Annotated in this window: 13 protein-coding genes and 1 tRNA gene; 8 read left to right on the top strand and 6 right to left on the bottom strand. The window is 64.7% G+C overall.

Annotated features, from left to right (window positions below):
• Positions 1-3: 3 nt before the first annotated feature.
• On the top strand, positions 4-504 hold the full coding sequence (locus JQ628_RS16545) for an ureidoglycolate lyase (protein ID WP_212223775.1): 501 nt from the start codon (positions 4-6) through the stop codon (positions 502-504).
• Entirely contained in the window at positions 501-1,406 is a 906-nt protein-coding gene (locus JQ628_RS16540; protein WP_212223774.1) for an allantoinase PuuE, read from the top strand. The genes JQ628_RS16545 and JQ628_RS16540 overlap by 4 nt, the downstream gene beginning before the upstream one ends.
• 301 nt (positions 1,407-1,707) lie before the next feature.
• On the opposite strand, the gene JQ628_RS16535 is transcribed toward JQ628_RS16540, so the two are convergent.
• Positions 1,708-1,783 (bottom strand) — tRNA-Ile (locus JQ628_RS16535).
• A 123-nt stretch (positions 1,784-1,906) separates the two neighbouring features.
• Positions 1,907-2,875: a Bug family tripartite tricarboxylate transporter substrate binding protein gene (locus JQ628_RS16530; protein WP_212223773.1), complete on the bottom strand. Its 969-nt coding sequence runs from the start codon at positions 2,873-2,875 to the stop codon at positions 1,907-1,909.
• 122 nt (positions 2,876-2,997) lie between these two features.
• Here JQ628_RS16530 and JQ628_RS16525 point away from each other — a divergent pair, with 122 nt between their 5' ends.
• Complete coding sequence (locus tag JQ628_RS16525; protein ID WP_212223772.1) at positions 2,998-3,963, top strand: TAXI family TRAP transporter solute-binding subunit; 966 nt, start codon at positions 2,998-3,000, stop codon at positions 3,961-3,963.
• A gap of 142 nt (positions 3,964-4,105) precedes the next feature.
• Here the strand turns inward: JQ628_RS16525 and JQ628_RS16520 are convergent, their stop codons facing one another.
• Entirely contained in the window at positions 4,106-5,317 is a 1,212-nt protein-coding gene (locus tag JQ628_RS16520; RefSeq protein WP_212223771.1) for an ABC transporter substrate-binding protein, read from the bottom strand.
• Positions 5,318-5,487: 170 nt separating this feature from the next.
• On the opposite strand from JQ628_RS16520, the gene JQ628_RS16515 reads away from it, so the two are divergent.
• From JQ628_RS16515 to JQ628_RS16505, 3 genes are read left to right on the top strand one after another with little or no spacing between them, the layout of a single operon-like run.
• Positions 5,488-6,600: a molybdopterin-binding protein gene (locus tag JQ628_RS16515; protein WP_212223770.1), complete on the top strand. Its 1,113-nt coding sequence runs from the start codon at positions 5,488-5,490 to the stop codon at positions 6,598-6,600.
• Positions 6,601-6,613: 13 nt separating this feature from the next.
• On the top strand, positions 6,614-8,569 hold the full coding sequence (locus JQ628_RS16510) for a molybdopterin biosynthesis protein (RefSeq protein ID WP_212223768.1): 1,956 nt from the start codon (positions 6,614-6,616) through the stop codon (positions 8,567-8,569).
• A gap of 39 nt (positions 8,570-8,608) precedes the next feature.
• Entirely contained in the window at positions 8,609-9,739 is a 1,131-nt protein-coding gene (locus JQ628_RS16505) for an FAD-dependent monooxygenase (RefSeq protein WP_212223766.1), read from the top strand.
• Positions 9,740-9,752: 13 nt separating this feature from the next.
• Here JQ628_RS16505 and JQ628_RS16500 read toward each other — a convergent pair whose 3' ends face one another.
• From JQ628_RS16500 to JQ628_RS16490, 3 genes are all read right to left on the bottom strand, one after another.
• Complete coding sequence (locus JQ628_RS16500; RefSeq protein WP_212223764.1) at positions 9,753-10,001, bottom strand: hypothetical protein; 249 nt, start codon at positions 9,999-10,001, stop codon at positions 9,753-9,755.
• Positions 10,002-10,120: 119 nt separating this feature from the next.
• Positions 10,121-10,765 (bottom strand): molybdenum cofactor guanylyltransferase MobA, encoded by a 645-nt coding sequence (mobA, locus tag JQ628_RS16495; RefSeq protein ID WP_349628070.1) that lies wholly within the window; start codon positions 10,763-10,765, stop codon positions 10,121-10,123.
• Positions 10,755-11,645: a formate dehydrogenase accessory sulfurtransferase FdhD gene (locus JQ628_RS16490; RefSeq protein WP_212223760.1), complete on the bottom strand. Its 891-nt coding sequence runs from the start codon at positions 11,643-11,645 to the stop codon at positions 10,755-10,757. The genes mobA and JQ628_RS16490 overlap by 11 nt, the downstream gene beginning before the upstream one ends.
• 92 nt (positions 11,646-11,737) lie before the next feature.
• Here JQ628_RS16490 and mobB point away from each other — a divergent pair, with 92 nt between their 5' ends.
• Together mobB and JQ628_RS16480 are read left to right on the top strand one after the other, a co-directional pair.
• The gene (gene mobB, locus JQ628_RS16485; protein ID WP_212223758.1) at positions 11,738-12,259 is read left to right on the top strand and encodes a molybdopterin-guanine dinucleotide biosynthesis protein B; all 522 of its coding nucleotides are present in this window, start codon (positions 11,738-11,740) and stop codon (positions 12,257-12,259) included.
• Positions 12,260-12,273: 14 nt separating this feature from the next.
• Complete coding sequence (locus tag JQ628_RS16480) at positions 12,274-13,530, top strand: molybdopterin molybdotransferase MoeA (RefSeq protein WP_212223757.1); 1,257 nt, start codon at positions 12,274-12,276, stop codon at positions 13,528-13,530.
• Positions 13,531-13,556 lie beyond the last annotated feature (26 nt).

The raw sequence follows: 13,556 nt of genomic DNA, 5'->3' as shown, positions 1-13,556 counted from the left end.
CGCATGTCGCGCGAACTCGTCATCCGGCCACGTCCGCTCTCGGCGGCGGCCTTCGCGCCATTCGGCGAAGTCATCGAACACGCCGGCACGTCGCCGCGGCGCATGATTGCGTCCGCGTTCGAGACGGATGGTCTGGCTCCCGAGCGGCTTCTGTGGACCTACCGTCTGGCAGAGCCGAGCAGCCTGCCGCTGCGCGTCATGGCGATGGAGCGGCACCCGCACTCAGCGCAGTTGTTCAGTCCGCTCGCCTGCCGCGGATTCCTCGTCGTTGTGTGCCCTGGTCGTGCAAGCGGGGAGCCGAACATGCATTTAACGGCGGCCTTCATTGCGCGGGGCGATCAAGGCATCGTCTACCGTCGCAATGTCTGGCATCACGCGATGGTCGCCCTTGGCAGCGCGGCGGACTTCGTCGTTTCCCTTGCCAAGGGCTGCGCCGACGATACCGTAACCTTTCCAGTCGACCGCCACGTCACCATCGCCGCCATATCGGAGAAGATGCCATGAGCACACCTGTCGGGCGCGAGCGCGATTACATCGGCTATGGCGGCCGGCCGCCGCATCCGAGATGGCCGGGTGACGCTCGCCTCGCGCTGAACTTTGTGGTCAACTACGAGGAGGGATCCGAGCCATCGATCGCAGATGGCGATAGTGACAGCGAAGGCGGTCTGATAGACGCTCCTAGTCCAGGCGGACACGACCTCGCGGCGGAATCGATGTTTGAGTATGGCAGCCGCGTCGGGTACTGGCGCCTGTCGCGCATCCTCGGCGAGAGAAACCTGCCCGCGACGGCGATGGCATGTGCCCTTGCGCTGGAGCGAAATCCGGCAGCAGCGGCCGACATTGTTACGCGCGGCTGGGACGTTTGCGCCCATGGGTGGCGCTGGGAACGCCATGCGGAGCTCGACGAGACAACAGAGCGAAATCGGATCGCCCGTACCGTCGAAAGTCTCACGCGAGCTGTGGGACAGCGCCCGCTCGGCTGGTATTGCCGCTATTCACCAGGACCCAACACGAGGCGGCTCATAGCGGAGGAGGGCGGCTTTCTCTACGACTCCGATGCCTACAATGACGAGCTTCCTTACTGGGTGCGCGTGGCAGGTCGGCCGCACCTGGTCGTGCCGTACAGCCTTGTTACCAATGACGCCAAGTTCATCCGAGGATCGATCGCGACAGCAAACGAGTATTTCGAGATGCTCCGCGACAGCTTCGACATGTTGTACCACGAAGGGGAAGTCGCGCCTCGGATGATGTCGGTCGGACTGCATCTTCGAATCGTCGGCCATCCCGGACGTGCGGTCGGACTGGAACGGTTTCTCGACCATGTGAATCGACACGACCGCGTCTGGATCTGTCGCCGGAGCGAGATCGCGCGACATTGGCATGACCATCACCAGCCGTCCGGGTAACCTCATCAGAGCGAAAGCAGGAATGGTCGCGACGCAAGGCTGTTTTGTGCCAGGTCGGACACTTCCAAAATATGCCGACCGTTAACGGACCGTTCAACGACAGGGGCGAAAAGCGCTGTTTAGCCGGTCCGCGCGATAACACCGCCGAATCTGCGATCAAGAGTGAGACACGATGGCCAGATCGAATGTGAAGCGCTAGCTTGAGAGCACTTGAAGGCGGCAATGAGGGACAACACACGGTGTTTCTGGTGCGGTACCCTGGCGGACGGCGGAATGTAGGTCGGCTAAGTGATTGATTTGTTGGTGGGCCCGGCAGGACTCGAACCTGCAACCAGACCGTTATGAGCGGCCGGCTCTAACCATTGAGCTACAGGCCCCGCCGCGGGGCGGCCGCCGGCCGGCGGCACGCGTGCGGTGCCGGGACCGTTTACAGGGATGGGCGCGTCCCGGCAATGCCGGGGCCGTTTCTACTGTGCATGGGGTTGTTTTCGCGTTTTTTGCTAATCCACCGAAACCCCGGCGAACTCGACCACCTTGCGCCATTTCTCGGTCTCGTCTGCGACCAGCTTGCCGAACTCGGCCGGGGCCATTTCCCTCGGGATGCCGCCGACTTCGGCAAGGCGGGCGATCAGCTTCGGATCCTTCAGCGCCTTGGCGACGGCCTTGTTCAGGATATCGACAATTTCCGGCGCCGTGCCCCTGGGCGCGGAGATGCCGTAGAAGCCGACCGACTCAAAGCCCGGTACGGTTTCCGCGATGGCGGGAACGTCGGGCACGGTCGGCCAGCGCTTGGGCGAAGTGACGCCGAGCGCGCGGACATTGCCGCCCTTGGCCTGCTCCAGCGCGGAAGGCAGGTTATCGAAGATCAACTGCACCTTGTTGGAGATGATGTCGGGGAAGGCGATCGCCGAGCCGCGATAGGGCACGTGCAGCATGTCGCACTTGGTCATCGCCTTGAACAGCTCGGCCGACATGTGCACCGAGGTACCGTTGCCGGATGAAGCGTAGGAGATCTTGCCGGGGTTGGCGTGGCAGTAGTCGATGAACTCCTTCACCGATTTCGCCGGAAATTCGTTGGAGACCACCAGCATATTGGTGAGCTGCATGATGCTCGCGACCGGCGTGGTGTCGCGCAGGAAGTCGAACGGCAGCTTCTTGTACAGCGAAGTCGAGATCGCATTGTTAGGCGCCACAAACAGCAGCGTGTAGCCATCGGGCGGCGAGGAGATGGCCGCGGCGGCGGCGATATTGCCGCCGGATCCGGTGCGGTTCTCGACCACGAACTGCTGGCCGAAATGGTCCGACAGCCACTGGCTCATGATGCGCGCCACGATGTCGACCGGGCCGCCGGCGGCAAAGCCGATCACCCACTTTACGGGGCGGTTGGGGTAGTCGGCGGCTGAGGAGGGGGAAGCGAGGCTGAAAAGGCAGAACAGGGCAAAAATCGAAGTACGCAAAAGTCCGCTCATGCTGTTTCCCATTTTCTTGTCGTTGCGGTGGTGGGATGCTTTCACAAAAATTCCACTTTGCCTACAAGCAGTCCTGCACGATCATTGGTCACTTCCCGCATACAATGCCCGGGAGCCTCAGAATGAAACTTGCTCATGTCGTTTGTGCCGGTGTGATGTTGTTGACAAGCGCTGCTGCGGCGCAAGAGGGAGGCAAGGCCATTTCAAAGACCACGATCAGTCTCGGCACCGCAACGCCGGGCGGCGGCTTTCCGCTCTATGGCGATGCCTTTGCCGCGGTCATGAACGAAGCCGATCCGCAGGTTGCGATCGAGCCGCGCAACACCAAGGGCAGCAACGAGAACATTCCGCTGCTGGAGAACGACAAGCTCGATATCGCGCTGGTGGCGGGCGAGCCGGCCTATGAAGCCTTCATGGGGATCGGACGGCCGGCGACCAGGATCAAGATCCTGACCGCGATCTATTCAAGTCCGGGCATGTTCGTGGTGCGTGCGGACAGCCCGTACAAGACGATCCAGGACCTTGTCGGCAAGCCGGTGGTGTTCGGCGCCAAGGGCTCCGGCCTGCCGATCATGTCGCGCTACATGCTCGACGGTATCGGACTGAAACAGGACGAGGACTTTCAGTCGATCTATCTCGACCGCGCCGGCGATGGTCCCGCGATGGTTCAGGACGGCCGCGCCGCCGCGCTTTGGGGCGCCGGCGTCGGCTGGCCGGGGTTCAAGGCCATGGCGGAAAGCCCCGGTGGTGCGCGCTTCATCGCGCCTGACTCCAGCCAGATTGCGCGCGTCGTGGCGAAGCATTCGTTCCTGAAGACGCTGACGGTGCCGGCGAACAGCTATCCGAACCAGACCGCGGCGCTTCCGTCGATCGGCTCGTGGAGTTATGTGCTGGTGCGCGAAAGCCTGCCGGACGATGTCGCCTACCGGCTGGCGCGCGCGCTGCATGGAGCCGAAGGCGCGCTGTGCAAGAAGCTGGCGCAGGCCTGCGAGACGACGGCGGCGAATACGGTAGCGGCGGCGCCGAAGGCGGAGCTGATCCATCCGGGCGTGATGAAGTATTTTCGGGAAATCGGGGTGGCGAAGTAACGCTCGCCCTTTGGGGCGTTCCCCGGATGCTGCGCAGCACGAAGTGATGCGCTGCTGATCCGGGGTCCACCTTTGCGGCGTTGTGGGTCCCGGCTCTGCGGAGCAGCGTGAAGAACGCTGCACCGCGTCCGGGACGCGAGACTTATTTCTTCACCAGCGAGCATTCCGGATTGGGCGGACCGAACGCTTCCTCACCCGAGATCTTGGCGAGGACCTGGTAATAATCCCACGGATATTTTGACTCTTCCGGCTTCTTGACCTGCACCAGCCAGAGGTCATGCACCATCAGATTGTCCTCGCGCAGCCTGCCGTTGCGGGAGAAGAAATCCTCGATCGGCTTTTCCCGCATCTTCGCCGCCACCTTCAGCGGCTCGTCGGTGCCGGACTCCTTGATGGCGTTGAGGTAGTTCATCACGGAGGAGTAGACGCCGGCCTGCCACATCGTCGGCATCCGGTTCATCTTGGCGAAGTAGCGTTTTGACCATTCACGGGTCTTCTCATCCATGTCCCAATAGAACGACGTTGTGAGCAGAAGCCCCTGCGCTGCCGGCAACCCGAGACCGTGAACGTCGGTGATCAGCACCAGGAGGCCCGCCATCTGCTGGCCGCCCTTGAAGATGCCGAATTCGCCGGCGGTCTTGATCTCGTTCATGTTGTTAGGGGGACCTGCGGCAATGCCGATGATCTTGGCCTTGGAGGCCTGCGCCTGTAGCACGAAGGACGACAGGTCCGGCGTTGCAAAGGGCGGGCGAACTGATCCGAGCACCTTGCCGCCGTTCTTGGTGATGACGGCCGAAGCGTCGCGTTCCAGCGAATGGCCGAAGGCGTAGTCGTCGGTGATGAAGAACCAGCTATCGCCCCCGCGCTTGACGACTTCCTGCGCGGTGCCGACCGCCAGTGCGCGCGTATCGAACACCCATTGAATGGCATAGGGCGAGCAGAACTTGCCGTGGAAGTCGGCTGAACCCGTGGAGTGGGTGATGAACAGCTTCTTCTTCTCATTGGCGACGGTCTGCACCGCGAGCCCAACAGCGGAAACCGGCACGTCCACGATCAGGTCGACCTGATCGACGTCGTACCAGCGCCGCGCAAGGCTGCTGCCGATATCGGCCTTGAGCTGATGATCGCCGGTGATGACGCTGATGGGTTTACCCAGCACCTTGCCGCCGAAATCGTCGACCGCCATCTGCGCGGCGGTGACCGAGCCCTGGCCGGTCGGCGTCGAGGCCGGGCCGTTCATGTCGGTCAGCACGCCGATCTTGACGACATCATCCGACACCTGCGCGAGCGCCGCTGATGATGCGAGCATCGCTCCGGCGCAGGCCGCAAGCACGGCAAATTTCCTGGCAAGCATTCTGTTCCTCCCTGGAGAACCGGCGCTCGGCCGTTGGCGGTTGTGCCGCTCTGATTGGTTCCATTTGCAACTATTTCTCTTCTCCGTCAACGAGTCAAAGGGATGATGCCGCAATGTGATAGCGGTATTTGGTTCTGTATTTCGAAGCCGATTCAGGGCATAGGCGGAAGATGATCTCACCCCAGCGCCTGCCGGCTTCGCTCACGCCCCTCGAGGTGGCGCGCGATGCATTGCTGAACGGATTGGAGCCGGTGGCGCCAGTGGAGCTGCCGCTGGCCGAGGCGCTCGGCGTCGTCGCTGCCGACATGCCGCCCTTGCGCGCGCTGCCGCGGCGGGACATCGCTGCCAGTGACGGTTTTGCATTCCGCGCGCGCGATCTGGTCGGTGCCTCGTCCTATGCGCCGCTGCCGCTCACGACTTCGCTGGTCTGGGTCGAGGCGGGCGACGCCATGCCGGAGGGGTGCGACTGCGTACTCGATGCCGACGCGGTCGATCGATCCAGCCCGATCGTTCAGGTGCTGGCGGAAGCCATCCCGGGTCAGAGCGTGCGCCGCGCCGGCGGCGATATCGGCGAAGGGAGTCCTGCCGTCGCCGCCGGAAGACTCGTCTCGCCGCGCGATCTCCTGATCGCGCGCGCGGCGGGATTGATGAAGCTGCGCGTGCGGCGGCCGCGCCTGCGCATCGTCAACGTGCCCGGCGGCACGCTCACGGCGGATTTGATTGCGGAAGGCGCTCGCGCCGCGGGCTCCGAGGTTTCTCGCATGGAGGCGGTGGCGCGCGATGCGGCGTCGATCGCGCAAGCGCTCGATGCCGGCGCGTGCGACCTGCTGCTGACGATCGGCGGAGGTGGCGTTGGCCGCACCGACGCGGCTGTTGCGGCGCTGGCGCAGCGCGGCGAGGTGATCGCGCATGGCATCGCGCTGCAGCCGGGCCGGACAACCGCGGTCGGCAGGATCGGCAAGACGCCTGTCATCGCGCTGCCGGGGGCGCCGGATCAGGCATGCGCCGCGTGGTGGACGCTGGCGCTGCCGGTGCTCGATCGCCTGTCGGGTTGTCGGCCGCGCGAGACGCTCACTTTGCCGCTGGCGCGCAAGGTTGCGTCGAGCGTCGGCATCGCCGAGATTGTGCTGCTGGAGCAAAACCGAGGCATGTGGGTGCCGCTGGCGACGGGCGAATTGTCGCTGGAAACGATTTCTCGCGCCGAAGCTTTTCTGGTGGTTCCCGGCGGCTCGGAAGGCTTTGCGGCAAACGCGCCGGTCGATGCCTATATGCTGCGGGAGTGAACAAGAGTTTGCCATGACCAACGCGAAGGCGCCTGCGTCCAACAACCGCGAAAGCATCGATCAGGACCAGTTCCTGACGATTTTGTCGCGTGAGGAAGCGCTGGTGCGCTTTGAGGCCGCGCTGTTTCCGCGCCCCGTGCCGGGCGAGCAACGAAGCCTCGCGCATGCGCTAGGCTGCGCGCTGTCGGAGGATATCTTTGCGCCGATCGACGTGCCGCCGTTCGACCGTTCCAATGTCGACGGTTTTGCCGTGCGCTCTGCCGATCTCGCGTCCGCGGGCGAGGCTGCGCCGGTTCGGCTGATCCTGAACGACGAGGTGATCGCCTGCGGCATCGCGCCGACGCGCCCTGTGCTGTCGGGCACCGCGACACCGATCGCCACCGGCGGTCCGGTGCCGCGCGGCGCCGATGCCATCGTGATGGTCGAGCATACCCAGCCGTCAGGCTCGCGCGCGATTGAAATCCGCCGCGCTGCATCCCCGGGGCAGTTCATCTCCTATGCCGGCTCGGATATCGCGCGCGGTGAGGCGCTGTTGCGCGCTGGCACTGTTATCGGCTCGCGTGAGATCGGCATGCTGGCCGCGTGCGGCATCGCGCAAATTTCCGTCGCGCGCCGGCCGCGCGTTGCCGTCATTTCCACCGGTGACGAACTGGTGCAGCCCGGCCATCCGCTCCGCCCCGCCGCGATCTACGATACCAATGGCGCGATCGTCACGGCGGCGATCAACGAGAACGGCGGCGAGGCCGCATTTCTCGGCGCCATCCCCGATGACGAGGCGGCCCTGGAAGCAGCGATGCGCGAGGCGCTCGCCACCAGCGACATGCTGGTGCTGTCCGGCGGCACCTCAAAAGGCGCAGGCGATGTCTCTCATCGCATCATCGGCCAGCTCGGCAAGCCCGGCATCATCGCCCATGGCGTGGCGCTCAAGCCGGGCAAGCCGCTGTGTCTTGCGGTCTGTGACGGCAAGCCCGTGATCATCCTGCCGGGCTTTCCGACCTCGGCGATGTTCACCTTTCACGACATGATCGTGCCGGTGCTGCGCCGGATGGCGGGCCTGCCGCCGCGCCCGGATGCCAAGGTGACGGCGAGGGTGCCGGTGCGGATCGCTTCCGAACTCGGCCGCACCGAATTCGTGATGGTGTCGCTGGTGGAAGGCACTGAGGGCCTGATCGCCTATCCCACCGGCAAGGGAAGCGGCGCAATCACCTCGTTCGCGCAGGCCGACGGTTTTCTGAAGATCGAGGCGCTGGCGGACCAGATGCCGGCGGGCTCGCAAACGGAAGTCACGCTATTCACGCCGCATGTGCGTGTGCCTGATCTTGTCATCGTCGGCAGCCATTGCACCGGGCTCGATCTCGTCACCGCGCCGCTCGCGCATGCAGGTCTGGTGGTGCGCTCGATCGCGGTCGGCAGCCTTGGTGGGCTGGCGGCGGCCAGGCGCGGCGAATGCGACTTTGCGCCGATCCATCTGTTCGACGAGAAGACCGAGACCTACAACACGCCGTTCCTCGGCGAGGGCCTCGAACTGGTGCCCGGCTGGCGGCGCATGCAGGGCATCGTGTTCCGCAAGGGCGATAAACGTTTCGAGGGGCTGACTGCGCAGGAAGCGGTGCGCTCCGCGCTGTCAGATCCCGCCTGCATCATGGTCAACCGCAACCAGGGCGCGGGCACGCGCATCCTGATCGACCGCCTGCTGGGAGAAGCGCGGCCCGACGGTTACTGGAATCAGCCGCGCTCGCACAATGCGGTTGCCGCGGCCGTGGCGCAGCATCGCGCCGACTGGGGTATGACGATTGCGCCGGTGGCGCATGCATCCGGGCTCGGTTTCATTCCGCAGGCGGAAGAGCATTATGACTTTGCACTGGTGACGGCGCGCAAGCGGCGACCGGCGGTGCAGGCGTTTTTCGAAGCGCTGGCATCGGAGGCGGGCCGCAAGGCGCTGGAACAAGCGGGCTTCAGACCCGCCTAGAGCGCGATGTCATCGCGCTCAAAGAAATTGGGGGAGCAGATGCCAAGGCCTCTCAACGTGGCGATCATTGGCGCGGGCATGGGCGGGCTCGCGACCGCGGCTGCACTGCGCAAGGTGGGCATCCACGTCACCGTCTACGAACAGGCGAGAGGATTTGCGCGGCTAGGGGCCGGCATTCAGGTGGGTTGCAATGCGATGAAGGTGCTGCGCGGGCTTGGGCTGGAGCAGCGGATGCGCGGCCAATCCTTTTATCCGCGCTCCTGGAACAATCGCGACTGGCAGACGGGCGAAGTCAAGTTCGACATGATCTTTGGCGAGAGCGCGGAAGCCAAATACGGCGCGCCGTATCTCTTGGCGCATCGCGGCGATCTGCACGAGGCACTCGCGAGCGCCGTGCCGGAAGAATGTGTCAGGCTGAACCATAAGCTGGTTGGCCTGGACGAGGTGGCCGACGGCGTGCGTCTTACGTTCGCCGATGGCGCGACAGCGGTCGCCGATGCGGTGGTCGGCGCCGATGGCGTGCATTCCGTCGTGCGAGACATCCTGTTCGATACGCCGCCGGTGAAGTACACCGGCCGCATCGCCTTTCGCACGACCTATCCGGCGGCTCTGCTCAATGGCGAAAAGATCGACGACTGCACCAAATGGTGGGGCGAGGATCGCCACATCGTGATCTATTACGTGAAGCCGGACCGCAGCGAGATCTATCTCGTCACCAGCCAGCCCGAGCCGGAATTCCGGATCGAGTCATGGTCGTCCAGGGGCGATGTGAAGGAGTTGCGCAAGGCATTCGCTGGTTTCGATCGCCAGGTCGAGCATGTGCTGGCCGCGTGCCCCGACGTGCATAAATGGGCGATCGTCGACCGGGAATCGCTCGACCGCTGGGCGGAAGGCAAGATCACGCTGCTGGGCGATGCCTGCCACCCGATGACGCCTTACATGGCGCAAGGCGCGGCGATGGCCATTGAAGATGCCGCCGTGCTGTCGCGCTGTCTCGACGGCGTCAACCGCGACGGTGTCGCGGACGCGTTCCACCGCTTCGAGGCGACCCGCAAGGAGCGGACCTCGCGCGTGCAGGCCACATCGCGCGCCAATACCTGGCTGAAGCAGAGGACCGACGGCGACTGGGTCTATGGCTATGATGCGTGGACTACCCCGCTGGCGGCGTAGAGCGGGCCACATCTTATCTCGAGGCTTCGCGAACGTACTTGTCGATAAACGAGGCGCCGTCGCGGCGCCGTTCGGCCTCGGCGAGGGCGCGTCGGGCGGCGGGTGAAAGTGCTTTTGGGTCCGCGGGGACCGCAACGAGCCGGTCGCTGCCGGTCCACGCCCGCGCGAGGAATCGCAGCCGCGATATAAAAATCGTCATGTCGAGCACGAAATCGACGGCCTTGAGGATCAGGCCGACAGTGCTCCAGAGAAACTCGGCCATTGGGAAATCCTGAACGGTTGCCGCGTTGCTTTGTCGCGGCCAAAGGCGAGAAGGTTCAGGCAGCCAGCAGCGTGATCGCACGGTCTGTATCATTCCGGGGCACCGCGGAGAGAGCAACGCTAGCTGCCATCCAGCACCGCCAGCCGCTCGGCTTCGGCGATGTCCTCGACCGTGTTGGCGTTGAAGAAAGGATCGAGCGGCGTGCTGGACCAGGTGACCGTGGCCAGGCGATAGCGGGCGGTCCAGCGGTCGATTTTCCTGATATCCTCGACGACGAGTGAATGGCGGAGTTCGTCGCGCAGGGCCACGCTCCATAGCCCGATCACGGGATGCGACTGATCGCCGGAGGCGGCGACCGCGAGCTCCGCGTTCTGCTCGTCAAGCGCCTGGTACAGGCGCGCCACCAGATCGCGCGGCAGGAACGGGCAGTCGGCTGCGGCGCTCAGGACGAATTCAACTTCGGGCCTGTTCGCCGCGGCCCAGTCGAGCGCCGCCAGGATGCCGGCGAGCGGGCCGGGAAAATCCGCGACGCCGTCAGCGATAACGGGCAGTCCGAACGCCGCAAAGCGCGCGGGATCGCCGTTGGCGTTGAGGATCAGCCCGTCGCATTGCGGAGCGAGGCGCGCGATCGCGCGCTCCAGAATGGTGCGGCCGCCGATGGTACGCATCGGCTTGTCGCCGCCGCCCATGCGGCGTGCGAGGCCGCCGGCGAGCAGGACGCCCGGAATCTCGGGCGCGCTCCGTGGCGCAGCCCTATTCGTCACGCGCTTCGCCCTTGCGCTTGTGGCGTGCAGATTCGTCCTCGACATAGTCGAGGTTCTGGTCGAACACGATGCGCTCCTGGCCGGATAGCGCGATAAAACGCTTGCCGCGCGTGCGGCCGATCAGCGTCAGCCCCACCTGCCGCGCGAGGTCAACGCCCCAGGCGGTGAAGCCCGAGCGCGATACAAGAATCGGAATGCCCATCCGCACCGTCTTGATCACCATCTCCGACGTCAGCCGTCCCGTGGTGTAGAGGATCTTGTCGGCGGGATCGACATTGTGGCGGAACATCCAGCCCGCGATCTTGTCGACGGCGTTGTGGCGGCCGACGTCCTCGGTGTAGCAGACAGGCGTGCCTTCCTTGCAGAGCACGCAGCCATGGATCGCGCCGGCCTCCAGATACAGCGAAGGCATGGTGTTGATGGCATGCGTCATCTGGTAGAGCCAGGAGGTGCGCAGCTCTGCCTTGGGCAGTGCAACGCTCTCGATCGCTTCCATCAGGTCGCCGAAGGCCGTGCCCTGGGCGCAGCCGGAGGTCTGGGTGCGCTTCTTCAGTTTCTGCTCGAAATTGGTGTGGTGTTCGGTGCGCACGACCACCACCTGAAGATCGTCGTGATATTCGACCTCGGTGACGACGTCGTCGTATTTCAGCATATTCTGGTTCAGGAGATAGCCGAGCGCGAGATATTCCGGATAGTCGCCGATCGTCATCATGGTGACGATTTCCTGCGCGTTCAGGTACAGCGTCAGCGCCCGCTCCATCGGCACCCGGATCTCGACCGCGGCGCCGGTCTGGTCGGTCCCGGTGACGGCTTGCGTCAGGCGCGGATCGTCCGGATTGGGGACGATCAGGGGGACCGGGGTTTTGTCGATCTTCATCATATCAGGAGGCTAGCATGACTTTCCCTGAAGACCGATATAAAGCACGAATAGAGAATGCCTAGCCCGGTCCGGGCAAGGCGGCGGAGAATGCGATGAAAGTGATTGGCCTCGCGGGATGGAGCGGCGCCGGCAAGACCACCTTGCTGTCGCGCGCGCTGCCGCATTTGTTGAAAGAGGGCCTGCGCGTCTCCGTGATCAAGCACGCTCACCACGAGTTCGATGTGGACGTACCCGGCAAGGACTCCTGGGTACACCGTCAGGCCGGAGCCACCGAGGTGCTGGTGTCCTCGGCGCGGCGCTGGGCGTTGATGCATGAGCTGCGCGGCGCCGCCGAGCCGCGGCTACAGGAACTGCTGGCCAAGATGGCGCCGGTCGATCTCGTCGTGGTCGAGGGTTTCAAGCGCGAGCCGCATCGCAAGATCGAGGTGCATCGCGCCGCCAACGGCAAGCCCTGGCTGTTTCCCGATGATCCCGGCATTGTCGGTGTCGTCACGGACGCGGCCGTCGAGACGAGGCTGCCGGTGGTCCATCTTGACGATATCGATGCGGTCGCAGCCCTGATCAAGCGATCGGCGATCTCGCTCGAGGACCTGTTTTCGGAAGCGGCGGTTTAGGGCACGGGATCCGAATGGCGCAATTGTCCGACGACTGCTTTGCCTTTGGCGGCCCGATGATGTCGGTCGATGAGGCCGTCGGCATCATCGCTTCGCGGGTGGCCAAGGTCGAAGGCGTCGAGACCGTCCCGCTCGCCGGCGCGGACGGACGCATTCTGGCGCGCGATATAGCCGCGCCCCTGCCATTGCCGCCGTTCACCAACTCCGCCGTCGACGGCTATGCGGTCGCAAGCCGCGATCTGCCGAAAACCACAGAGCAGGCATTTAAGGTGACGGGACGCGTGGCCGCCGGCAGTTCGGCCGGCAAGCCGATTGAGCCGGGCCACGCCATGCGTATCTTCACCGGCGCGCCGATGCCGGAGGGGGCCGACACCGTCTTCATGCAGGAGGATGTCCGCCTTGAAGAGGAAAAAGTCGTCCTGCCCGCTGGCCTGAAACCCGGCGCCAATGTGCGCCCGGCAGGTGAAGACATTCCGCTCGGCCATGCGGTGCTGACGGCCGGCCGGCGGCTGCGGCCGCAGGATATTGCGGTCATGGCCGCGTTCGGGCTCACGCATGTCGACGTGATCAGGCGTATCCGCGTTGCAGTGTTCTCCACCGGCGACGAGCTGGTTTCACCGGGCAATACGCGCGGCGCATCGCAACTGTTCGATTCCAACCGCTTCATGCTGATGGCGATGCTGCGCCGGCTCGGCTGCGAGGTCAGCGACGCCGGTATTTTTCGCGACGAGCGCGCGTCGCTCGCCGGCGCGCTGAAGCAGGTTGCGGGCCAGCATGATCTTCTGCTCACGACCGGCGGCGTGTCGACCGGCGAAGAAGATCACGTCAAGGCCGCGGTGGAGAGCGCCGGGTCGCTGGTGCTGTGGCGATTGGCAATCAAGCCCGGCCGGCCCGTCGCGATGGGCATCGTCGCGGGCACGCCGCTGATCGGGCTGCCGGGCAATCCCGTCGCGAGCTTCGTCACTTTCGTCCATGTGGTGCGGCCGATCATCCTGGCTCTCTCCGGCGCGGCGCAGGAGCCGCTGGTTCCGATGCCGGTGCGCGCCGCCTTCAGCTACAAGAAGAAGATCGCGCGCCGCGAATATGTTCGCGTATCCTTGCGACGGGGCGGCGACGGCGTGCTCGAGGCCGTCAAGTTTCCGCGCGAGGGCGCGGGGCTGTTGTCGTCGCTGGCCGACACGGACGGCTTGGTCGAACTCGGCGAAGATGTCACGCAAGTCACGCCCGGACAGGTGGTCGGGTTCCTCTCCTACGCCCATCTGATAAATTGACGCTGCGAACTGCGTTCGCCATGTTC

It is taken from the genome of Bradyrhizobium lablabi (genome assembly GCF_018129385.1).
Classification (GTDB): Bacteria; Pseudomonadota; Alphaproteobacteria; order Rhizobiales; family Xanthobacteraceae; genus Bradyrhizobium; species Bradyrhizobium lablabi_C.
The sequence above is the reverse complement of the archived record's forward strand: the minus strand, read 5'-3'. Positions and strand labels throughout refer to the sequence as shown.

Coding starts and splice junctions, on each gene's coding strand:
- JQ628_RS16545 (WP_212223775.1), top strand. CDS start 4: ATGTCGCGCGAACTCGTCATCCGGCCACGTCCGCTCTCGGCGGCGGCC.
- JQ628_RS16540 (WP_212223774.1), top strand. CDS start 501: ATGAGCACACCTGTCGGGCGCGAGCGCGATTACATCGGCTATGGCGGC.
- JQ628_RS16530 (WP_212223773.1), bottom strand. CDS start 2,875: ATGAGCGGACTTTTGCGTACTTCGATTTTTGCCCTGTTCTGCCTTTTC.
- JQ628_RS16525 (WP_212223772.1), top strand. CDS start 2,998: ATGAAACTTGCTCATGTCGTTTGTGCCGGTGTGATGTTGTTGACAAGC.
- JQ628_RS16520 (WP_212223771.1), bottom strand. CDS start 5,317: ATGCTTGCCAGGAAATTTGCCGTGCTTGCGGCCTGCGCCGGAGCGATG.
- JQ628_RS16515 (WP_212223770.1), top strand. CDS start 5,488: ATGATCTCACCCCAGCGCCTGCCGGCTTCGCTCACGCCCCTCGAGGTG.
- JQ628_RS16510 (WP_212223768.1), top strand. CDS start 6,614: ATGACCAACGCGAAGGCGCCTGCGTCCAACAACCGCGAAAGCATCGAT.
- JQ628_RS16505 (WP_212223766.1), top strand. CDS start 8,609: ATGCCAAGGCCTCTCAACGTGGCGATCATTGGCGCGGGCATGGGCGGG.
- JQ628_RS16500 (WP_212223764.1), bottom strand. CDS start 10,001: ATGGCCGAGTTTCTCTGGAGCACTGTCGGCCTGATCCTCAAGGCCGTC.
- JQ628_RS16490 (WP_212223760.1), bottom strand. CDS start 11,645: ATGATGAAGATCGACAAAACCCCGGTCCCCCTGATCGTCCCCAATCCG.
- mobB (WP_212223758.1), top strand. CDS start 11,738: ATGAAAGTGATTGGCCTCGCGGGATGGAGCGGCGCCGGCAAGACCACC.
- JQ628_RS16480 (WP_212223757.1), top strand. CDS start 12,274: ATGGCGCAATTGTCCGACGACTGCTTTGCCTTTGGCGGCCCGATGATG.